Source organism: Bradyrhizobium murdochi (assembly GCF_000472965.1).
Lineage (GTDB): Bacteria > Pseudomonadota > Alphaproteobacteria > Rhizobiales > Xanthobacteraceae > Bradyrhizobium > Bradyrhizobium murdochi.
Window position 1 is genome coordinate 23,201 of sequence record NZ_AXAU01000020.1, and the last position, 20,666, is coordinate 43,866.

16 protein-coding genes and 1 pseudogene are annotated in these 20,666 nt (G+C 62.4%); 7 read left to right on the forward strand and 10 right to left on the reverse strand.

Features of this window, described 5'->3' with window-relative positions:
* Window positions 1-6: 6 nt before the first annotated feature.
* On the forward strand, window positions 7-1,515 hold the full coding sequence (locus tag YUO_RS0129065) for a tripartite tricarboxylate transporter permease (protein WP_028350424.1): 1,509 nt from the start codon (window positions 7-9) through the stop codon (window positions 1,513-1,515).
* Here YUO_RS0129065 and YUO_RS0129070 read toward each other — a convergent pair.
* Window positions 1,512-2,909 carry a M20 family metallopeptidase gene (locus YUO_RS0129070; protein ID WP_028350425.1) on the reverse strand — a complete coding sequence of 466 codons (1,398 nt, stop codon included), beginning with the start codon at window positions 2,907-2,909 and terminating at the stop codon, window positions 1,512-1,514. The two genes, YUO_RS0129065 and YUO_RS0129070, sit on opposite strands and share 4 nt — an antisense overlap.
* Window positions 2,910-3,094: 185 nt before the next feature.
* Between YUO_RS0129070 and YUO_RS0129075 the strand changes: the two genes are divergently transcribed.
* Window positions 3,095-4,480, forward strand: coding sequence for an LLM class flavin-dependent oxidoreductase (locus YUO_RS0129075; protein ID WP_028350426.1), 1,386 nt, complete (start codon window positions 3,095-3,097; stop codon window positions 4,478-4,480).
* Window positions 4,481-4,593: 113 nt separating this feature from the next.
* On the opposite strand, the gene YUO_RS0129080 is transcribed toward YUO_RS0129075, so the two are convergent.
* A complete protein-coding gene (locus YUO_RS0129080) occupies window positions 4,594-6,258 on the reverse strand; it encodes a thiamine pyrophosphate-binding protein (RefSeq protein ID WP_028350427.1) in 1,665 nt (554 codons plus the stop codon).
* Between the two features lie 708 nt (window positions 6,259-6,966).
* Here YUO_RS0129080 and YUO_RS0129085 point away from each other — a divergent pair.
* Both YUO_RS0129085 and YUO_RS0129090 read left to right on the forward strand, forming a co-directional pair.
* On the forward strand, window positions 6,967-7,365 hold the full coding sequence (locus tag YUO_RS0129085) for a DUF1127 domain-containing protein (RefSeq protein ID WP_028350428.1): 399 nt from the start codon (window positions 6,967-6,969) through the stop codon (window positions 7,363-7,365).
* A gap of 248 nt (window positions 7,366-7,613) precedes the next feature.
* Window positions 7,614-8,333 carry a P-loop NTPase family protein gene (locus YUO_RS0129090; protein WP_035727906.1) on the forward strand — a complete coding sequence of 240 codons (720 nt, stop codon included), beginning with the start codon at window positions 7,614-7,616 and terminating at the stop codon, window positions 8,331-8,333.
* 239 nt (window positions 8,334-8,572) lie between these two features.
* Here YUO_RS0129090 and YUO_RS42030 read toward each other — a convergent pair.
* A pseudogene (locus YUO_RS42030) lies at window positions 8,573-10,010 on the reverse strand (IS1182 family transposase).
* A gap of 312 nt (window positions 10,011-10,322) precedes the next feature.
* Here YUO_RS42030 and YUO_RS0129100 point away from each other — a divergent pair.
* Both YUO_RS0129100 and YUO_RS0129105 read left to right on the forward strand, forming a co-directional pair.
* Window positions 10,323-10,814, forward strand: coding sequence for a peptidoglycan-binding domain-containing protein (locus tag YUO_RS0129100; RefSeq protein ID WP_028350430.1), 492 nt, complete (start codon window positions 10,323-10,325; stop codon window positions 10,812-10,814).
* A 466-nt stretch (window positions 10,815-11,280) separates the two neighbouring features.
* Window positions 11,281-12,135 carry an aldo/keto reductase gene (locus YUO_RS0129105; protein ID WP_028350431.1) on the forward strand — a complete coding sequence of 285 codons (855 nt, stop codon included), beginning with the start codon at window positions 11,281-11,283 and terminating at the stop codon, window positions 12,133-12,135.
* A gap of 256 nt (window positions 12,136-12,391) precedes the next feature.
* Here YUO_RS0129105 and YUO_RS0129110 read toward each other — a convergent pair whose 3' ends face one another.
* The 3 genes from YUO_RS0129110 to YUO_RS0129120 form a co-directional block, all read right to left on the reverse strand.
* Complete coding sequence (locus YUO_RS0129110; protein WP_028350432.1) at window positions 12,392-12,901, reverse strand: GFA family protein; 510 nt, start codon at window positions 12,899-12,901, stop codon at window positions 12,392-12,394.
* 172 nt (window positions 12,902-13,073) lie between these two features.
* A complete protein-coding gene (locus YUO_RS0129115) occupies window positions 13,074-14,198 on the reverse strand; it encodes an alkene reductase (RefSeq protein WP_028350433.1) in 1,125 nt (374 codons plus the stop codon).
* A gap of 463 nt (window positions 14,199-14,661) precedes the next feature.
* Entirely contained in the window at window positions 14,662-16,158 is a 1,497-nt protein-coding gene (locus tag YUO_RS0129120; protein WP_028350434.1) for an aldehyde dehydrogenase family protein, read from the reverse strand.
* 191 nt (window positions 16,159-16,349) lie between these two features.
* Between YUO_RS0129120 and YUO_RS0129125 the strand changes: the two genes are divergently transcribed.
* Window positions 16,350-17,201 carry an SDR family NAD(P)-dependent oxidoreductase gene (locus tag YUO_RS0129125; protein ID WP_028350435.1) on the forward strand — a complete coding sequence of 284 codons (852 nt, stop codon included), beginning with the start codon at window positions 16,350-16,352 and terminating at the stop codon, window positions 17,199-17,201.
* A gap of 113 nt (window positions 17,202-17,314) precedes the next feature.
* Here the strand turns inward: YUO_RS0129125 and YUO_RS0129130 are convergent, their stop codons facing one another.
* From YUO_RS0129130 to YUO_RS46570, 4 genes are all read right to left on the reverse strand, one after another.
* Window positions 17,315-17,521, reverse strand: coding sequence for a hypothetical protein (locus YUO_RS0129130; RefSeq protein ID WP_028350436.1), 207 nt, complete (start codon window positions 17,519-17,521; stop codon window positions 17,315-17,317).
* A 108-nt stretch (window positions 17,522-17,629) separates the two neighbouring features.
* Window positions 17,630-18,829, reverse strand: a complete 1,200-nt coding sequence (locus tag YUO_RS0129135) for a hypothetical protein (RefSeq protein ID WP_028350437.1) — start codon at window positions 18,827-18,829, stop codon at window positions 17,630-17,632.
* An 11-nt stretch (window positions 18,830-18,840) separates the two neighbouring features.
* Window positions 18,841-19,836 (reverse strand): hypothetical protein, encoded by a 996-nt coding sequence (locus tag YUO_RS0129140; RefSeq protein WP_028350438.1) that lies wholly within the window; start codon window positions 19,834-19,836, stop codon window positions 18,841-18,843.
* 391 nt (window positions 19,837-20,227) lie between these two features.
* The gene (locus YUO_RS46570; RefSeq protein ID WP_156908813.1) at window positions 20,228-20,404 is read right to left on the reverse strand and encodes a hypothetical protein; all 177 of its coding nucleotides are present in this window, start codon (window positions 20,402-20,404) and stop codon (window positions 20,228-20,230) included.
* Window positions 20,405-20,666: the final 262 nt, after the last annotated feature.

Below are 20,666 nucleotides of genomic sequence, written 5' to 3' on the forward strand. Positions count from 1 at the left end.
CGCACCATGGATACACTCGTCAATGTCGCCCATGGCTTCGGCGTCGCCCTTCAGCCCATCAATCTGATCTACTGCTTCATCGGCGTGTTCATCGGCACGCTGGTCGGCGTGCTGCCCGGCATCGGTCCGATCTCGGCGATGTCGCTGCTATTGCCGATCACGCTGTCGGGCACACCGGAGTCCGGCATCATCATGATGGCCGGCATCTATTACGGCTCGATGTATGGCGGCTCCACCACATCGATCCTGGTCAACATTCCCGGAGAGGCCGCTTCCGTCGTCACCTGTATCGATGGCCATCAGATGGCTAAGAAGGGGCGCGCCGGTCCGGCGCTCGGCATCGCCGCGTTCGGCTCATTCTTCGCCGGCACCTTCGCGCTGATCGCGCTGATGCTGGTGGCGCCAAAGCTCGCCAGCGTCGCGATCGCGTTCGGACCGGCCGAATATTTCAGCCTGATGGTGCTCGGCCTCGTCGTCTTGACCTTCCTGACGCAGGGCTCGATGGCGAAGGCGCTGTTGATGGCCTGCATCGGCGTCGTGCTCGGCGTGGTCGGGCTCGACAGCATCACCGCGCAGCCGCGCCTGACCTTCGGCCGGGTGGAGTTGATCGACGGCATCGGCCTCGTACCTGTGGTGATGGGCCTGTTCGGCGTCGCCGAAGTACTGCTCAACACCGAGCAGGTCATCAAACGCGACATCATCAACACCAAGATCACGCACCTGCTTCCGAGCAGGGAGGACTGGAAGGTCAGCACCGGCCCGATGTCGCGCGGAACGATCCTTGGATTTTTCCTGGGCATTCTGCCCGGCGGCGGCGCGGTGATCTCCTCTTTCGCGTCCTATGCGCTCGAGAAGCGGCTGTCCAAAACGCCTGATAGGTTCGGCCATGGCGCGATCGAGGGCGTCGCAGGTCCCGAAGCCGCCAACAACGCGGCCGCCGGCGGCGCCTTCATTCCGCTGATGACGCTCGGCATTCCGCCGAATGTGGTGATGGCGCTGTTGCTCGGCGCCTTCATCATTCACGGCCTGCAGCCCGGCCCCCTGATGATCACGCAGAATCCCGGGCTGTTCTGGGGCATCGTCGCCAGCATGTATATCGGCAATCTGATGCTGCTCGTGCTCAACCTGCCGATGATCGGGATGTGGGTTCAGCTTCTCAAGCTGCCCTATAACGTCCTTTTCCCGCTGATCATCCTGTTCACCATCATCGGCGTCTACTGCTCCAGCAACAACGTGTTCGACGTCCACGTGATGATAGCCTTCGGCGTGATCGGCTATTTCATGCGCAAGCTCGGTTACGAGCCGGCGCCGCTGGTGCTGGCCTTCGTGCTGGGGCCAATGCTGGAGAACAATCTGCGCAAGTCGCTGATCCTGTCGCAGGGCGATCTCATGACCTTCGTGGAACGGCCGATCTCGGCCGTCTGCCTGACGTTCGCCCTGGTGTTGCTCGTCGCGCCGCTGCTGCCGGCGCTGCGCAAGAAGCGCGAAATGGTCGCGCTGGACGAAGAGGTTTAGCGCCGCACCGCGCCGACCGGCGGCTTCTCGCCGAGATCCCAGAACAGCCCTGCCATGATCGCAAGTGCTTCCTCGGTCACCGGCAGCAGGATGTGCTCGTCCGGCGCATGCTGCGAGCAGCCGGGATAGGAATGCGGCACCCAGATCGTCGGCAGCCCAAGCCCCTCGGCGAACACGTCGTTCGGCAGTGAGCCGCCAAAGTTCGGCAGGATCGCCGGCGCCTTGCCGGTGGTCTCCCTGATCGAGTTCGCCGTCCAATTCACCCAGGGGCTGTCGACGTCGGTGCGTGAGGCAGCGAAACGTTGCGTGCCGCTGACTTCCACCATCGGAAAGCCGTTGGCGTGCAAATGCGTGCGCACGGCGTCAATGACCTCTTCATATTTGGTGCCGACGACGAAACGAAGCTGCAGCACGGCATTGGCGCGTCCGGGGATGGCGTTAGCCGGCTTCTCGATACTGCCCGACGACATCGCCAGAACCTCAAGCGTATTCCAGGCAAACAGCCGCTCTTCCGGTGATAGCCCCTCCTCGCCCCAGTCGGGCGCCAGCGCCGGCTCGTCCGCGGTCGGCTCGATCTTCACATCCGCAAGCGCCGCGCGGACGGCATTCGAGATCCGCGGCGGTTTGAGCGCGTCAAGCTTCATCCACCCCTTGCCGTCGACGAGACTCGCAATGGCGTTGCAAAGGATCGTCGCGGGGTTGGCGAGCACGCCGCCCCAATTGCCCGAATGGTGGCCGCCTTCGCGCAAGTTGACATCGAGATGAATGCGGTTGCCGCCGCGGCAGCCGAGAAAGATCGTGGGCCGATCGGCCGAGAGCCGCGGCCCGTCGGATGCCAGAAACAGATCGGCTTTCAGCGCCTCGCGATGGGCTTCGCACACCTGCCGCAGATCGGGCGAGCCGATCTCCTCGCCGGTCTCAATGATGAATTTGGCATTGAAGCCGAGCTTGCCGCCGCGGGTCTCGCGCACCGCGCGCAATGCCGCGAGGTTGATGCTGTGCTGGCCCTTGTTGTCGGCGGTGCCGCGGCCATAGACGCGCTCGCCCCTGGTCGTGATCTGCCACGGATCAAGATTGTCGCGCCATTCGCCTTCCATGCCGTCGACGACGTCGCCATGGCCGTAGGTGAGCACGGTGGGCAGCGAGGGATCCTCACGATAATCCGCCAGCAGGTAGGGGCCCTTGCCGGTCGGCGATTCGATCAGGCGGGTGGAGAAGTCGAGCGCGGCGAAGGCCGGCTGGAGGTCGTCGACGAGATAGGCGCGCAACGCCTCGCCGCTGCCGGGATTCTGGCTTTCGGTCCGATATCCAACCCTGCGGCCGAGTTCGGCGAGAAACGCGCCGGAATGGAGATGCTCGCGTACCCGCGCAACCGCGTCGGCTCTATCAGCCATGTTTCTTTCCTTTGTTCGCTAGCGTGTTGGGGCCGCAACCTATCGGGATAAGCCGCCCACTGGAAGTGGCAGGGCCGTCGAATGAGCCTTGCTAAACGCAGCGAGGATGCAACAATTTCAGGCAACAGCCCGGCGCTTTAACCGGGCAAATGCGCGAGGCAACTGCGCGCTGCGAGGTTCGCGTCATGACAAAACAAATCCGGCTCAATGCCTTCGCCATGAACTGCGTTGCGCATCAATCGCCGGGGCTCTGGACCCATCCGCGCGACCGCACGCTGGACTACAACCGCCTGCCCTATTGGCTCGATCTGGCGAGGACGCTGGAGCGCGGCCGGTTCGACGGGCTGTTTCTCGCCGACGTGCTCGGCGTCTATGACGTCTTCGGCAACAGCCCGGACGCTGCCCTGCGCAATTCTGCGCAGACGCCGGCCAACGAGCCGCTGATGCTGATCCCGGCGATGGCGGCGGTGACGCAGAATCTCGGCTTCGGCGTCACCAGCAATCTTTCCTTCGAGCCGCCCTACCCGTTTGCGCGGAGAATGTCGACGCTCGATCATCTCACGGAGGGCCGCGTCGGCTGGAACGTGGTGACCGGCTATCTCGACAGCGCCGCCCGCGGCGCTGGTAAGGACAAGCAGACCGCGCATGACGACCGCTACGACATCGCTGACGAATATATGGAGCTGGTGTACAAGCTCTGGGAAGGAAGCTGGGAAGACGGCGCCGTGCTGCGCGACCGCGCGCGCGGGATTTTTGCCGATCCTTCCAAGGTGCATCGCATTCAGCACGAGGGCCGTAACTACCGGCTCAACGCCATCCATCTTAGCGAGCCGTCACCGCAGCGAACGCCGGTACTGTACCAGGCCGGCACCTCGCCGCGTGGACGGCAGTTCGCGGCCCAACACGCCGAATGCGTGTTCATGTCGGGCCCGTCGGCGAAGATCATCGGGCCGCGGGTTGCCGCGATCCGCGCGCTGGCGCAGGAGATCGGCCGCAATCCGGCTGAAATCTTGATGTTCTCCATGATGACCATCATTCTCGGTCGCACCGAGGCGGAGGCGAAAGCGAAATACGCCGACTATCGGGCGCACATCGCGACCGAGGGCGCGCTGGCCTTGATGTCGGGCTGGATGGGGGTCGATTTCTCGAGCTACGACCTCGACCAGCAAGTGCGCCACGTCCAGAACGACGCCGGCCGCACCGCACTCGACAACGTCACCCGCGCCGATCCCGACCGGGTCTGGACCGTGCGCGAAGTCGTCGAGCATGTCGGCATCGGCGGCGCGGGGCCGGTCGTGGTCGGCACGCCCGAGAAGGTTGCCGACGATATCGAGGCCTGGTTCGAGCAGACCGACGTCGACGGCCTCAACGTCGCGTTTGCCACCTCGCCCGGCGATTTCGAGGATATCGCCGACATGCTGGTACCTGAACTGACAAGGCGAGGACGGTACAAGAGCGAGTACGCGAACGGGACGCTGCGAGAGAAGCTGTTCGGCACAGGCCGCGCGCGGCTGTCGGAGCAGCATCCGGCGAGCCGGTATCGTCCGCACATGCAGACGAAAGCGGAGTAACTCGTAGGGTGGGCAAAGGCGCACTTCGCGCCGTGCCCACCATCTATTCACATCGCGCTTCTGAATGGTGGGCACGCTGCGCTTTGCCCACCCTACGATTTCACAATGACGGCTCAATTCACCGCGTTACTCACGACCACCTCGATCAGCTTCGCGCCGGGGCGGCTGAAGGCCGACGACAATACCGACTTCAACTGGCTGGGATCGGTCACCTTCGTCGCCTCCAGACCAAGCGATTTCGCCACGCCGGCAAAATCCACCGGGGGATCCACAAAATCCATGCCGACGTAATGATCGTCGCCGTGGAAGGCGAGCAGCCGCTGCTTGATGATGCGGTAGCCGCCATTGTTGACGATGACGAACGTCAGCGGCAGCTTGTGGTTTGCGGCCGTCCACAGCGACTGGATCGAGTACATCGCGCTGCCGTCGCCGGAATAACAGACCACTGGCCGCTGCGGATGGGCGAGGCTGACGCCCACGGACGCCGGCAATCCCCAGCCGATGCCGCCGGAGGCGAGCGCATGATAGCCGTAGCGGTCGCGGTGCGGGCGCAGCGCGATGATCTGCCGCGCCGAGGTCAATCCCTCGTCGACCAGGATGGCGTTGTCAGGCATCGCCTCGACCACCTGCAGCGCCAGCCAGTCCGGATCGATCGGCGAAGTCTCGGCATGTTTCGAAATCTGCTCGACCAGTGGCTTGCGCCGCGCCGTCCAGTTCTTCGAGGCGAGTGCGTCCAATCCTTGGCTCGCGCGCGCCTGGAGCGCGCTGCCGCCGGCGGCCTTGAGTGCCGGCACCAAAGCGCGCAAGGTTTCCCGCACATCGGCCTTGAGCGCAATTTCCGCGCCGTAATTCCTGGCGAGGTCTTGATCGACAAGACCGATCTGCACGATCGATAGCCCGTCCGGCAACGGATCGACTTCGCTGTAGACCGACATCCGCAAGGGATCGCCGCCGAGCGCGATGATGAGATCGTACGGCGACAGCGCGTCACGGGCGATCTTCTGGATGCGCGCCAGCGCACCCATGAAGCACGGGCTTTCCGACAGGAATTGGGCGCCATAGGGCGTCGACGACTGGTAGGCCGGGCAACCCAGCGTTTCCGCGAGTTGAGCGGCCTCCTGCAACGCATCGCTTTTCACGATCTCGTCGCCGACAATGATCACCGGCCGCTCCGCCTTGAGAATCCGCGCGGTGAGCGCCTGCAACGATTCTTCCGACGGTTTGACGCGCGTATCGACGCGGGTCGAGCGGCCGAGCTCGATCCCGGCCTCGGAATTGAGGATGTCGCCCGGCAGCGAGATGAACACCGGCCCCGTCGGCGGCGTGGTCGCGATCTTGGCGGCGCGGCGCACGATCCGCGGCAGGTCCTCCAGCCGCGCCACCTCCACCGCCCATTTGACCAAGGGCGCAGCCATCTGCACCAGCGGACCATAGAGCACCGGCTCCGTCAGGCCGTGGCCCTGCTCCTGCTGGCCGGCGGTCAGGATCAGCGGCGTGCCGGTGAAGCTGGCGTTGTAGAGCGAGCCCATCGCGTTGCCGAGACCGGGCGCAACATGGACGTTGCAGGCGACGAGCTTGCCGGAGGCGCGGCTGAAGCCGTCGGCCATCGCGACGACCAGGCTTTCCTGCATCGCCATCACATAGGTGAGGTCGGGATGGTCCTTCAGCGCGTGCATGATCGGCAGTTCGGTGGTGCCGGGATTGCCGAACAGATGCGTAACGCCCTCGTCCTTCAGCAGCGCCAGGAATGCCGAACGGCCGGTGATCTTGTTTTTCATAGTCCCTCCCGCCCGCAGGTTCGTTGACGTGCGGGGCGGACGCAGATGACCAAACTTGACGCGTGTAAGCAATGGAGCGCGGTCATGGCTGCTCTGCACAGGCATTTTCCGTATCCCGGACGCCGTGCGGCGCGGCAGTGGTACACCGCGGGACCCCAACACAAAAACGCGAAAACAACCCCATGCAAAGTAGAATGGGACCCGGCTCGCAGCACTCAGGCCGCTTGCCTCCGAAGCACGAGATGGTCCGTCGTCATGGCCTCATCCCGCCCTAGGCCGTGTACTCATTAAGCGACTGACTGATGTCCCTCAACCCTCAACAGCGGCGGAATAGTGGACATAGCCCGATGTCGCAGAGGGGCCAGAAGCGGGCATGGTACATGGCCAACTTCTTGCATTCGATAAGTATCAAACAACCAGACGATTTCAGAGCCAAGGCAGACTTCACGTCAGGTCAGCTCGCCTCTAGGATGCGAGTAGCACCGGCACACCCCTTGATTTTGCGCGATTTCCGTGGTAACTACGCTTCATGATCAAAACGTCGTGCGCATCGTGGACCCGTAAAAACGTAACCCGCTCTCGCTGGGCCGTGGAAGGAGTCGTGCGCTAGGAATTTGACTACGCGATCTTTTTACCAGGCCCCGCCGGCATCGGACGGGGCCTTTTGTTTGGTCACGCTCCCTGCCGGCACAACAGCAGGAGCATCCGATGTCACCCCAACAGACGAACCTCACATCCGAGACCGGGCGCGATGCCGCAGGGCTCCGCCTCGACCTCGCCATCGCTTTGGTGAAAGACGCCCCGGGCAATGCTTTGGCCGAGGCGTGCCCCGATGCCTCCATCGCAGCGCTGAGAGACGCTTCCTCGGAAAAGGAAGCGGCTGGACCACCAGTCGCATCGACGCGGAGCTTCTTGAGTTTGCTCCAGGGATATTGGCGTGCGTTCAGAAAACGGCGCCAAGCCGAGAGTTTGCACAACCTGAGTGACAGAGAGCTGACGGATATCGGTCTGACACCCAGTGACATCGACCACCTCGTCGCCCGCCGAGCTATTGAGAGGCTCAGAGATGGCACGACGTATCTATGGCTGTCTCGTGGTGTGATGTAACTGGTGGTAAGTCACCGCCAGTTCTGCACGTTTGGTGGCAGGCGGTCGGGCGGATCAGCGAAGCGTGATCCGCCACTTTTCTACAATCGTCGTGACATGGCGGATTACGCCAACGCCGATCCGCCATCGAGCTGCGATCGCGACCAACACCACTTGCCGAGGGTGCCATCTTCTTCGTCCGCGAAGGGTCAATAGCGGAAGAAGTTTCGCTGGTAGCAGCGCATGGGATAGGCCATCATCGGCTCTGCATGACCCGGCTCATTTGTAACATCTGGCCCAGAATTGTGATCGTCGAAGGGATCATGGGGTCCGGCAAGTCGACGACCGTGCTGCGAATTGCTGATCGATTGAAGACATCCGGCGTCTCCGTCCTCGGCATTACCGAGGGCATTAGCCCACATCCGATCCGTTTCGATTGGGACCTGCCGTGGGCGGACATGCCGGCAACGCAACTGGCGAAGTCAGCCGCCGCCCGTTGGGGTGCCTACGCCACTTCTGCCTCGATGTCAGAGAGCATCACGGTTGTCGATGGACAACTTTTCCATGGGAATCTAACGGCACTGTTCCTGCTTGATGCCGACATAGTCCTGATTCGCGGCTACGTTCGTGATGTGGTAGCTGCCATCAAGCCGCTACGCCCCTTGCTGATCTACTTTCACCAAGATGACGTTGACCGAGCTATTAGAACGATTGCTGCTGAGCGGGGCGATGCATGGGTGACATATCAGGTCAATTGGAAACTGGCATCGCCGTATGCCGTTAGGCATGGCTTGGCTGGTCTTGAAGGGCTCATCGAGCTCTATCGCGATTATCGTCAGCTCACTGACTGGCTCTACACGGATCTGGATATCCCGAAGATCAGCATCGAGAACTCAGGCAAGGAATGGGCGAAGTATGAAGAGACCATCGATTCCATCTTGATGAACCCAAATGGGACTGCCGAGGTTGCGAATTTATTGCCCCCATGAGCAAGATAAGGCTTGCAGCCAGAGGTCAGGAGTCGATCAAGAGGGCAGCGGTCGTCTGGTGGTAGGATCACAGGCCACAACATATTTGCCCGTGCAGAAGATCAGCGATTGATGCGATCCGAAATTGAAGTCCAGGCGAATGCCCGCCGCAGTCAACGCTGCTTAGCAGCTTTGGGTCTTGGCCGTGTAAAAACGGTCTTACGGGAGGTCAATTCTGAAAGCCAGGCGCAGAGGAAGTCTCAGGCTTCGATTGCAGCGATTAGGCGCTTAGTTCCGATGGTGTTCATGACCCGTGTCAGATTGTAGGCCAGAACCGAGAGCGCCATCTCGGCGGTTACTTTTGGAAGCGTTTTTGTGAGGAAGTGCGTCGCCCCCATCCGCGCCTTATCGTGCCGAATGGATGTTCGACCGTCTCCCGACGCAAGCGCATGGCTTCTGGATTTGCATCAAGCCGCTGCTGCACAGCTTCGAGCAGATGCTCGTGCTCCCATCGCGCAATCCTTCGCTCTGGCCCGGTCGTGCACTGCGATTTGAGCGAACAATTTTGACAGGCTGTGGTCCAGTACCGCCGCAGCATTTTTCCGTCTTCTTCATTTGTATAGCGATAGGGCAGTAGCTCCCCAGCCGGACAGCGATAGGCGTCTTCTCCTGGCAAATAGGCAAAGTCCTGCTTACCGAAGCGCCCGTCCGACTTGGCGCCCGAGGTCAGCGGCTTGGGTAGGATTACCGTGATGCCAGCTTCGTGGCACGCGAGGATCTCCGGGCTGTTGAAGTAGCCACGATCGGCTACAGCGTCGAGCGTCTCAGTCTTGAGAACGGCTTTCGCCTGCTTGCCCATATTGGCAGGTTGTGCCCGATCTGAGCCGCTATTTGTCACCTCGTGCGCCACAATCAGATGATGCTCGGTGTCCACGGCGACCTGCACGTTGTAGCCGACAACGCCGGAGCCCCGGCCGCTCGTTGCCATCGAGCGGCTGTCCGGATCGGTCAGGGAGATTTGCTGGTCCGGCGAATCCAGCATCTGCTTCTCGTAAACCGCAAGCTGCCCATTTCCTCCTTCAGCTTCGTCAGCTTCTCCGTGAGCCTTGTTACCTTTGCGGCCAGCGCCTCGCTCGGCTCCTGTCGATCGGCCGTGTCAAGCTGGCTCAGATAGCGAACGACGCTCTCCTCAAGCTGAGCACGCCGCCGTTGCACCTTCGCCTTTGTGAAGTTCCTGTCCCGATTGTTCACGGCCTTGAACTTGCTGCCATCGATGGCGACGCTCGCCGTCGAAAGAAACCCCATTTCGCGGCAGAGTTCGACGAAGCGCGCACAGACCTTGCGAAGCGCCAAGCCGTTATCCTTCCGGAAGTTCGCGATCGTCTTGTGATCGGGAGTGAGCCGGCCCAGCAGCCACATCACCTCGACATTGCGTCCGGCTTCTCGCTCTAGCCGGCGGCTCGACTGCACCCGGTTCAGGTAGCCGTAAATGTAAAGCTTAAGCAGAACCGAGGGATGGTACGAGGGCCGACCAGTCGCCGCCGGCTTCACTCCTTCAAAGCTCATCTCCGCCAAATCGAGCGCACCGCCAAACACGTCGATCACGCGGACGGGGTTGCTCTCGTCAATGAAATCATCGAGGCACTCGGGCAGTAGCGTCCATTGCCCACGATCGGCCTCCTCAACGAAGCGCCTCATCGATCCCCCTAGAATCACGGGAGAATCATAACAGCCGCACGGCGTTTTCACACAGCCAGGGCCAGAAGCTGACCTCGGCGGCGCTTGCTCTAGACGTCTCTAAGCTCCAAGGGCGATGCGCCGATCCCGTGCCCCCCGCGTGCAATGCGGCGTAACAATCGGCGCGAGGCTAGGGAACCGTGTGCCGCGGGCAACAGTTACCCCCGCGACAAAGCGGAGTGGCGCCGTCGGACGTTGATAGTTCAGGACGGCGCGGTGTATCTTTACTTTCTAGACCGAACCATCGGCAGACTTGGGGGCGAAGGAAAGGTCATGCGCGCCTTGATCCTAGCATTGTGTATCCTAGCGATCGTCGACAGCGCGCACTTTGCTAAGGCTGGTCTGAGCAGCACGCCTCGCGAAACGTTGGCACCCGCCGAAACGACAATAGCTACCGACGAAGCGACTCAGGAGACCGAGGAACAGATCGGCCTCACCAAGGCAAAGCGTCGTGGAGTGCAACGTGGGCTAACCAAGCTCGGGTTCAAGACCAAGGTCAATGGGAAGTTCGACGAATCGACTCGCGCCGTCATCGCGCGCTGGCAGGAGGAGCACGGCTACCCTACCACTGGCTTCCTCAACGCCGCCCAGCACAGGGTACTAACGGACGCCGCGGCAGAGGCTAGCAAATCTGGCCGTCAAGACCGTCGTCGCGCTGGGAGCCATACTCGCCGTTCGCGTGGTGTCGGCGGTCCAATCGGCGCGATCGGCGGCGCGGTGCACGGCGTTGTGGGGGGTGTGGTGGGCGGACTATTCCGCAGGTGACTCGTCCAGCCTCAAGATAGTTGGAAATACGTCCTAAGCAGCCTAGCACTTTGTAGGACGGCTGTGACGATCGAATCGCCTAGGGCGAACTCAGGGCATGCGCGTGGCTCGGGGCCGGAGCGTGATGTCGGAGATGGGTCATTAGCGTCGTTTTGAGCGCTCGCCGGTCACTTCCTTTCTCCCCCGGTGAGCAGACATGCCGGGCGGCTGCTGGCATGTCTCAAACGGGCAAGAAGCGGACTACCCGCTCTGCGTTGGGGCAAGGCACGCCAGAAATTGCAATTTCGGCCAGTGTAGATGCAGCTCCTGCGCCCGTAAAGACCACCCAAAGCTCCCCACTTATGCTTGTCTCTCGCTTGACGATCAACGTCGCCCGAAAGAGTTTGCGCGCGACACCACCGGTAAAGACGATTTTTCCGAGAATGCAGGGCCTAGTCGTTGCGGCTATTACAGGACGGAGTTGCGGGTGAAACAGTCATCCCACAAAGGTGCAGAGCTTGCTGGAACGATTGAACTCGGCGACCTGAAGGTTAACCGATTGGGTTTCGGCGCGATGCGTCTGTGCGGGGATTATGCCTGGGGACGACCAAGGGATCGACAGCACGTCAATCGGGTTCTGCATCGAGCGGTCGAGCTTGGCGTTAATCTTATTGACACTGCGGATAGTTATGGCCCCGAGGCGAATGAGTTATTGATATCGCAGGCGCTGTATCCCTACCCGTCGGGTTTGGTTATTGCCACGAAAGGCGGGTTGGTGAGACCAAACCGCGGATCTTGGGTCCCGGACGGTCGCCCCGACCATTTGCGGCGGGCGATTGAAGGCAGTTTGCAGCGCTTGCGGCTGGATCGCATCGATTTGTACCAATTACATGCGCCTGACCCCAATGTGCCATTCACAGAATCGGTTGGAGCACTGGCGGATATGCAGCGCTTGGGCAAAATTCGCCATATAGGCGTCTCGAACGTCACGGTTGCCCAGCTCAAGGTCGCGCGCTCCATCACACCAATCGTGTCGGTTCAGAACGAGTACAATCTACGAAACCAAATTAGCGAAGATGTACTCGCCGCCTGCGAGCGTCTCGGAATTGCTTTTCTGCCATGGTACCCTTTGGGCGGAAAGCGTGGCCTAAGGGCACAGAGGATAAAGGAAGTCGCCTCGCGTCGCGGCCTCACGCACGCTGCCCTGTCCCTCGCGTGGTTGCTCGCTAAATCACCTGTTATGCTGCCTATCCCGGGCACTCGATCCATCGATCATCTGGAAGATAATGTGCTTGCGGCCGCCCTCAAGCTTGAGCCGGAAGACCTCGACGATTTGGGATGAAGGCGCGGCCAAGTAAGTCGTGCCGTTCGGGTCAGTAGACGACATCCGCTTACGTCAGTGATGTCTGCTTTGGGGTCAAGAACGACAAAGCTCAGTGTGAGCATAATAGGTCCGCTTTCGGGTGCATAGCGTCCGACCCGCTCCTTGGCGGGCCACATTGAGCCGGACTGTCTTGCCGTGATTCAAGTCCCCTTATCGCCTTCGTCCAGCTCGCATCCATCCGGCTATGGCTGGCTGCGCGTAGTGGGTCCACGCTCTAGACCATCCCTTCACGATCCGCGCGCTTCTTCTTTTTCGAGCGCTGCCAGACCACGCCGGGATATCCCTTCAGCGGCACCAGCGGTTCACCGGTATAGGCCCACTCCTGCAATTCCTCGATCGCGATGTGATAGAGCGGCTGGCGGCCGGTGCGGCCGGAGAACAGCGCTCGGGGGATGTTGACCATGTGCGGCGAGCGCGGACGCTCATAGACGACAGGCGTGCCGCAATTGGAGCAAAAACTGCGTACCGTCTTGGTAGCCTCGTCTTCGTACCGTGTGAGACTGGCCTTGCCCTTGGTAATGCGAAAACGCTTGCGCCAGCTTCCGACATAGGTCGCGTAGGCCGCGCCATGCGCGCGGCGACTGGCCGGCGAATGATCGTGCCAGGCCCAGCGCGCCGGCACGTCGATCTCGAAGGCGACCTTGCCGCACAGGCATTGGCCCGCGGCGGGTTTGCCGAGGGAGACGGCCTTGGTTTTTTTCTGCTCTTCCAGCTCAGGAAACATGCTCCGGCCCTCGCCTTCATCTCTCGTCATTGTGAAGGGCCGATGGATACGACGTCATTCCGGGATGGTGCGTTAGCACCAGACCCGGAATCTCGAGATTCCGGGTTCGATGCTTTGCATCGCCCCGGAATGACAGGCCCTATTAGCTTTGCTCGCGACAGCGGCAGGAGCTTCACGCCTGCTCCAGCTCGTTGTGCTCCGGATAGTCCGTATAGCCCGTCACATCGCCGCCGTAGAACGTCGCGCGATTATAGGGCGTCAGCGGGAAGCCGCGCTGCAGCCTGCGCGGCAGGTCCGGATTCGAAATGAAGATGCGGCCGAAAGCGACCGCGTCAGCATGGCCATCCCTGACCGCCGCATCGGCGGTCTCGCCGGTGAAGCCGCCGGCCGTGATCAGCACACCCTTCCAAATCGGGCGGAACAGCACCATCGCAGACGGCACGTTCTGGTGGTTGACCTCGGCGCGGCCGGCGCCGGAGGAGCGCGGCTCGATGAAATGCAGGTAGGCGAGGCCAAGCGGACTGAGCTGTTCGACGGCATACGTGTAAAGCGGCATCGGGTCCGGCTCGCCGCTGCCGTTGGCGACGCCATAGGGCGACAACCGCACGCCGACGCGGTCGGCTCCCCAGACCTCGACCACGGCCCTGGTCACCTCCATCAGGAAGCGCACGCGGTTCGGAATCGAGCCCCCATACTGATCGGTGCGCAGGTTGGTGTGCGACTGCAAGAACTGCTCGATCAGATAGCCGTTGGCGCCGTGCACCTCGACGCCGTCGAAGCCGGCGGCAAGCGCGTTCTTCGCGGCCTGACGATAGGCGTCGATCACGCCCGGAATTTCCGACGTCTCAAGCGCGCGCGGCGTCTCGTAAGGCACCGCCTTGCCGTCTGCCGTGCCCGTCTTCAGGTCGGCGATCGGCACCGCCGATGGCGCGACCGGCAACACGCCGCCCGGCTGGAAGGAGGAATGCGAGACACGCCCGACATGCCAGAGCTGCAGGAAAATGATTCCGCCCTTGGCGTGTACCGCATCGACCACCTCGCGCCAGCCTTCGATCTGCGCTTCCGTATAGATGCCGGGAACGCCGGGGCTGCCGAAGCCCGTCGCCATCACGGGCGAGGCTTCGGCGATGAGCAATCCGCCCGGCGTCGCGCGCTGCGCATAATATTCCGCATTCAGCGGCCGCGGCGCGAGGCTCGGCTTCGCCGCTCGCATCCGCGTCAGGGGCGCCAACGCGAGACGATGATTGAGCCTGTAGGGGCCGACCTTGAGCGGCGAAAACAACGATGGATAATTCATGTCTCTTCCAGAACCCTGTGTTGATACCGATATGTAACCGGTTCAGCTTGGTCGTAAAAGATTTCGGTCGCAACGTGTAGCCTCGACGCGAGCGAGCACATCTTCCATGCAAAAACCGAACGGCAAGCCGCTCCTTCGCGCAGCGTCCGTATCGACATCGACGCGACGGGGCGCATCGGCCCCGGCAAGATCGAACGCAATGCCGCCAGCGCCACGCGCCAGGAGCTCGAGGCGCTGCTCAAGGAGACCGGACGGCCTCGAAGAGTGGCCAGCCGACAAATAAGAAAGTGATGGCTCGAAGTCGCCGCGGACTCTCTTCACCTCTCCCGCTTGCGGGGGAGGTCGGATCGCATTGAATAATGCGATCCGGGTGGGGGCTCTCTCCACATTATGACTTGCGGAGAGAGCCCCCACCCCAGCCCTCCCCCGCAAGCGGGAGAGGGAGCGCAATCCCTACGCGGCGCTAGGCCGTCTTGATCCAGACCGCTTTGACGTTGAGATATTCCTCGACGTGCTGCTTGCCGGACTCGCGGCCATAGCCGCTCATCTTGTAGCCGCCGAACGGCACGGCCGGGTCCATCGCCTGATAGCAGTTCACCCAGACCGAACCGGCGCGCAGCGCCTTCGCGACCTGGTGCGCCTTGCTGACATTGGTGGTCCAGACGCCGCTGCCCAAGCCGAAGGTGGTGGCATTGGCGCGCTTGACCAGCTCGTCGGTATCCTTGAAGGAGATCGCCGAGATCACGGGGCCGAAGATTTCCTCCTGCGCAATCCGCATATTGTCCTGCACGTTGGCGAACACGGTTGGCTGCACGAAAAAGCCCTTCGAGAGCGCGCCTTCGGTCAGACGGCCGCCGCCGGCCACTGCTTTAGCGCCTTCCTTCTGGCCGATGTCGAGGTAACCGGCGACGCGGTCCATCTGCTGCTGCGAGACCAACGGCCCGATCTGCGTGCCCGGATCGAGGCCGTTGCCGACCTGCAGCTTCTTGCCGAATTCGGCGACGCGGCCGACGAATTCGTCATAGACGTTCTCTTCGACGAACAGCCGCGTACCCGCGCTGCAGATCTGCCCGGAATTGGCAAACACCGCCATCGCGGCGCCCGGCACCGCTGCGTCGAGATCGGCATCGGCGAACACGATGTCGGGCGACTTGCCACCGAGTTCGAGCGACACGCGCTTGAGGTTGCCGGCGGAGGCGCGGATGATCGATTGCCCCGTGACGTGCGAGCCGGTGAAGGCGACCTTGTCGACATCGGGATGCGACGCCAGCGCCGCGCCGGCGGTCTCGCCATAGCCGGGCACGACGTTGACGACGCCAGGCGGGACGCCGGCTTCCATGCAGAGCTCGGCGAGCCGCAGCGAGGTCAGCGGCGCTTCCTCGGCGGGCTTCAACACGACGGTGCAGCCGGTTGCGATCGCAGGACCGATCTTCCAGACGGTCGCAGCGAGCGGGCCGTTCCAGGGGATGATCGCTCCGACCACGCCGACCGGCTCCTTCAACGTGTAAGAGAAGATATCGCCGGGCAACGAGTTCTCGATGGTCTCGCCGTGCAGCGCCGTCGCCTGCCCGGCGTAATAGCGGAGCATGCCGAGCACGCGCAGCTTGTTGCCACGGGTGCGGCTGATCGGCGCGCCCATGTCCATCGTGTCGAGCTGCGACAGCTCCTCGAAATGCTTCTCGACGAGATCGGCGAGCTTCAGCAGCAGGCCTTGCCGCTCATACGGCCTGACCTTGCTCCACGGTCCCTCGAAGGCGCGGCGGGCCGCCGCCACGGCGCGGTTGATGTCCTCCGCGTCACCTTCGGCGACGGTCGCGAGCAATTCGCCGGTCGCCGGATTGTGGGTCTCGAACTGTTTGCCGGAGGCGGCGTCGACCCACTGGCCGTCGATCAGCATCCTCTTGTAGGAACCATCCGCGTAAGGATGGCGCGTGATCGGAATTGCCTGCGTCACAGCCATGTTTACTCTCCCTTGAAGTCGGTTGGAATTTTATGCCGCTATGTTTGCTCATCAATAGCCGTGGCATGAAACCGTAATGCTGCCGGATGATCGCGGAAAGCGGCCGATGCGAAAACCTCCCATACCCATTCGTACATGGTAGTCTAGGCGTCCGCCTGCGAGTACATAGCTCATCTGTCCGGAGAATGACGATGCCCCATCCTGCGATGTCGCCAAATCATGTTGCCGTGATCACGGGAGGCGCCTCCGGCATCGGGCTCGCCGCCGCGATGCGTTTCGCCGGCTTCGGCATGAAGGTGTGCATCGCCGACATCGGCGCCGAGCGCCTCGCCGAGGCCGCGGCCAGACTGGCAGCCGTCGCCAAAGGCGGCGCGGCCGACATCATGACGGCACCGGTCGACGTCAGCCGTTTCGATGAGGTTGCGGGCCTCGAAGCCGCTGTGCAAAAGCGGTTCGGCGGCACCGACATTCTGATGAACAATGCCGGCATTGGCCCGGACAGTAACAGTTTTGGCCCGCTGGAGAACTGGCAGCGCATTCTCGCGGTGAACCTGTGGGGCGTCATTCACGGCACGCAAGTTTTCGTGCCTCACATGGTCGAACGCGGACGGCCCGGTCTCGTGATCAACACCGGCTCCAAGCAAGGCATCACGACGCCGCCCGGCAATCCCGCCTACAACGTCTCGAAGGCCGGCGTGAAAGCGCAGACAGAAGCGCTGCAGCACGAACTGCGGAACCTGCCAGGCTGCAAGATCAGCGCGCATCTGATGCTCCCCGGCCACGTCTTCACTCCCCTGACCGCGCGGGGCCGTACCGAGAAGCCGCCCGGCGCCTGGACGCCGGAGCAAACGATCGATTTCATGATCGAACGCATCGACGCCAGCGACTTCTACATCCTCTGTCCGGACAACGACGTACCGCGGCAACTCGACGAGCGGCGCATGCTGTGGGCGATCGGCGACATCGTGGAGAACCGCCCCGCACTGTCGCGTTGGCATCCGGATTATGCGGAGGCGTTCGCCAGATTTGTGAAGGGGGAGTAGCCGGACGGTGGAATCGTAGGGTGGGCAAAGCGGAGCGTGCCCACCCTCGCGAGCGCGGCATTAAAATGGTGGGCGCGTCGCTTTGCTCCTTTGCCCACCCTACAAACCGAGCGCTACAGCGTTACCTGCTTGTCGCCGCATTGCTTGCAGACGTATTTGACGCGGGTCGCGCCCTTCTCGGCCTGGACGCGGTTCGGTGCGCCGCATTTGCCGCAGACCGCCTCGATCCTGGTGTTGCCCTGCTTGATGACGAGGGCCTTCTTTTCCATCGTCTCGCGGATCAGCCGCTCTGCCTCTTCACGCATCGCTTGCTTCGACATCATCCTGCCCTGTCATGAACCGCTACGGGGCGCGGTCTTATCACAGTCAAAACCCATTTCGTAGGTCGGGCGCGAAAAATCGTAAGACAAAAATTGCGTGACCGAACGTCAGACTGTTTCCGGCGTCAGCGACAGCAGGCGCCGCACCAAAGCGAGCGCGGTTTCGGTAGCCGGATCGGCCGAGATGACGGGAACCGCCAGCGCAATGACGTCGAGCGGATCGTGCGACAGGACGATGAGGTGCGTCGCGCTGTTCGCCTTCATCAGTGACATGACGCGCTCGACGGCGGGATCGGCTGCAACAAGCCCCCATGGCGCGTCGGGGCGGCGCAGCACCCGCCGGTTCGATAGGAAATCACGCAGCAGCGCAGGATCGTAGGCCGCAAGTTCGCCTTCCCGATAACGCCGGGCGCTCTCGAAGATCGGATGACGCGCGAGTTCCGCGATCAGCGCGTCGCGCGTTCTGGCTGGCGAGGCCGCGACGGAGTTGAGAACACCGGGCACTTGGGATTCGAAGTGGGCGCGCAGCGCGTCCACCATCAACCCGATGGTGAGAACGCCCGCGATCGCAATCGCGCAAAATCGCATGACCTGCGCCGCATCGGCGTCCGGTGCGACAAACGCCGCGGCAAAACCGAGAAGCGCCGAACTCGACAGCCGCAACGCCGTCATCATCAACGCCTGACGCTGCGTCTCTGCGCCGCGTTCAGCGATCAATATCGCGGTAACGACGAGCAATGCTCCCAATGCCCCGAGCCTGACCGGAATATCCGGAAACAGCACCCTGAAATCGGTGATGATGAAGGGAATGACAAGGATGGCGCCGACCGCGAGACGGCCAACGATGCGATTCTCCGATACCATCAACGTGGCGCGGTCGCGCATCGCCAGCAACCAGGCGCAGATGGCGAAGCCGCCAAGCTGAAACAACGCGAGCAGGATGGCGGTGGGCATTGCGAGGGTTTCCAACCCGGCAGCGCCGGCGAGACCGAGCGCGATACCGCCGCCGAGAAGCGCGATCTTGGCCGGGCGCGGGGCATGACGCCGCAGGATACCTTCGGTGACCAGCAATGCGCCGAGCGGGATCATCGCGGCCGGAATTGCCGACAGGTTGTTGAGCACCGTGCTGCCGCTCCACCACGCGATGCCACGCACCAGGAACAGCAGCGCGATAATACCGAGCGCGACCAGAAGACGCCGTGTCAGCGGGCCCTTGGGATCGCGCCGGTACAGCGTGATCATGGCGACGCCAAGCCCGATCGCGCCGCAGAGATTGACGATGGAATCGGCGATCATGCCAGATGTCATTTCACCTGGTGTCATCGGCCATTCCCTCGCCACGGCCGCAAGCTGCCGAACGGACGTGTATCGTCGAGCCAGTAAACCGCGGGCAATATCAGCCGCTGCAACGCCAGCACGGCGGAGGCTGCGAGCAGCGCCGGCAATGAACCGGCCGGCACATCCCGCTGGACGTAGCGGCGGGCGCCAGCGAGATCGATGCGGCCGAGCTGCAGGACATCGTCGCCCCTGGCGTAATCGAGCTCGCGCGCGCACCAGGCGTTATATTGTTCGTCGCGATGCTTAGGCGCCGCTTCGAATGTTTTCTTCAGCGCGTCCGACCCGCCGGTATAGGCATTGGTGATGACAAAGCGCGCCTCATCAAACCCGGCTTCCTCGCCCACGCCGAACACGGCGCGATGACGGGACATGATGCCGCGCGCCAGTTGCAGGTGCGCAAAGCTCTGGCGCGAATCCGGATGGGGCGACGGAAAGACATCCGAAAAAGTCTGGCTGACCATGCCAACCACCGACGGCACCTGGGTGACATTCGAGATCCATTTCGGACGCAGGCCGTCACGGGCAAACAGAACGAGCGCCGTCAGGCCATACAGCACCCAGGAGAGCCCTTGCCCACGCTCATCGGGATCGACCATGACGAGGCCGAGATGCGTGACCTCCACCGGCTCGCCGTCGAGTTCCACCTTCATGACCGACAGCGCGTTGAAGGCAATCGGCCGGCCCGTTGCTTCCTCTGAGATCAGCGTGACGATGGCGCGCGACAGCCGTTCGCGCTCGCCGGAGAAGATGCCGTAGGTTAGGCTCTCCTTCGGCAGTGTCTTGGCCGCCACGACGCGCAGTTGCGAGACCAACTCGTCGAGTTCAGCTTCGGAAAGCGACAGGCCGGGGGCTTCGACGATTCGCGTGACCAGCCCGGTATGGGTGCGCAGGGTGAGATCGATGGTGGGCTGGCGCAGCGCCTTCAGCCAGAAGGCGGCGTAACCGCGCAGCCGGCCGGCGGTGGACCCGACCTGCATCAGGCCGCGACGTATCGCCGAGTTATCGCTCCAGAAAGACGCCATGCGATCCGCCTGCACCGGGGCCGGACTTGTGCGCCCCGCCCGTTAAGGACCCATGATTGCGGCGCGTTGCGGCTGCGGCAAGGTAAACGATGTGTTGAACGCTTCGAACGCCCAGCATGATATGCAAACGGCGGATACCGCAGCATCCGCCGCCTGCTTTCGCCAGTACCACGCCACACGGTACGATGCCTGAATTCCATTTGTGCGACTTCGCCCGCTTGGGATTTCTGCGCTCGCGCCAGTTAATGACCTATGAGTTATGCAGTCTTAGGTTGCTGCAGGGTAAACGATGCATTTAGCCGCCGTATTAAATGATCCATGATGGGGAACGGCTGACGTTGCGGGGTCAGGTCGTCCGGCTGCGACGGTGCGCGAGCAGCGAGCACGCACCTGTATTGAGCGCCCCGATGACTGCGATCGGAATCAGCGTGTGCAGCGGCGGCGTCATCTGGCCTCCCAGTAGTTGGGCTGCCAGGAAAAGGACGAGACCGACGGCAACGGCCGCTCCGACGATCGCGGTCAAAGGCGCCCTCAAGGAGATAGGCACAACCCAAGCCAGAACTCCGTCAAAGGGGCCGGTGATCGCACATACAACCAGACTGAACACAAACGCTATCGGGACGCCGTAAAGGTCGGCGGCATATCCCGGATCGCAATGGTCACCACTGAAAAGGCTATGAGCACTCCGAGGACGGGACCCAGCAACACGAACACGAGCGCTCTTCGCAGCGAAGTCGGATGCGCACGGCCGTCATCATTTTCAGGAGCAGGCACGGACATTCCCT

Bases quoted from the DNA above. Each gene is read 5' to 3' on its own strand.
- YUO_RS0129120 (WP_028350434.1), bottom strand. From the start codon at position 16,158: ATGGCTGTGACGCAGGCAATTCCGATCACGCGCCATCCTTACGCGGAT.
- YUO_RS0129110 (WP_028350432.1), bottom strand. From the start codon at position 12,901: ATGTTTCCTGAGCTGGAAGAGCAGAAAAAAACCAAGGCCGTCTCCCTC.
- YUO_RS0129135 (WP_028350437.1), bottom strand. From the start codon at position 18,829: ATGACATCTGGCATGATCGCCGATTCCATCGTCAATCTCTGCGGCGCG.
- YUO_RS0129065 (WP_028350424.1), top strand. From the start codon at position 7: ATGGATACACTCGTCAATGTCGCCCATGGCTTCGGCGTCGCCCTTCAG.
- YUO_RS0129090 (WP_035727906.1), top strand. From the start codon at position 7,614: ATGACCCGGCTCATTTGTAACATCTGGCCCAGAATTGTGATCGTCGAA.
- YUO_RS0129080 (WP_028350427.1), bottom strand. From the start codon at position 6,258: ATGAAAAACAAGATCACCGGCCGTTCGGCATTCCTGGCGCTGCTGAAG.
- YUO_RS0129130 (WP_028350436.1), bottom strand. From the start codon at position 17,521: ATGTCGAAGCAAGCGATGCGTGAAGAGGCAGAGCGGCTGATCCGCGAG.
- YUO_RS0129115 (WP_028350433.1), bottom strand. From the start codon at position 14,198: ATGAATTATCCATCGTTGTTTTCGCCGCTCAAGGTCGGCCCCTACAGG.
- YUO_RS0129070 (WP_028350425.1), bottom strand. From the start codon at position 2,909: ATGGCTGATAGAGCCGACGCGGTTGCGCGGGTACGCGAGCATCTCCAT.
- YUO_RS0129125 (WP_028350435.1), top strand. From the start codon at position 16,350: ATGCCCCATCCTGCGATGTCGCCAAATCATGTTGCCGTGATCACGGGA.
- YUO_RS0129100 (WP_028350430.1), top strand. From the start codon at position 10,323: ATGCGCGCCTTGATCCTAGCATTGTGTATCCTAGCGATCGTCGACAGC.
- YUO_RS0129085 (WP_028350428.1), top strand. From the start codon at position 6,967: ATGTCACCCCAACAGACGAACCTCACATCCGAGACCGGGCGCGATGCC.
- YUO_RS0129140 (WP_028350438.1), bottom strand. From the start codon at position 19,836: ATGCAGGTCGGGTCCACCGCCGGCCGGCTGCGCGGTTACGCCGCCTTC.
- YUO_RS0129075 (WP_028350426.1), top strand. From the start codon at position 3,095: ATGACAAAACAAATCCGGCTCAATGCCTTCGCCATGAACTGCGTTGCG.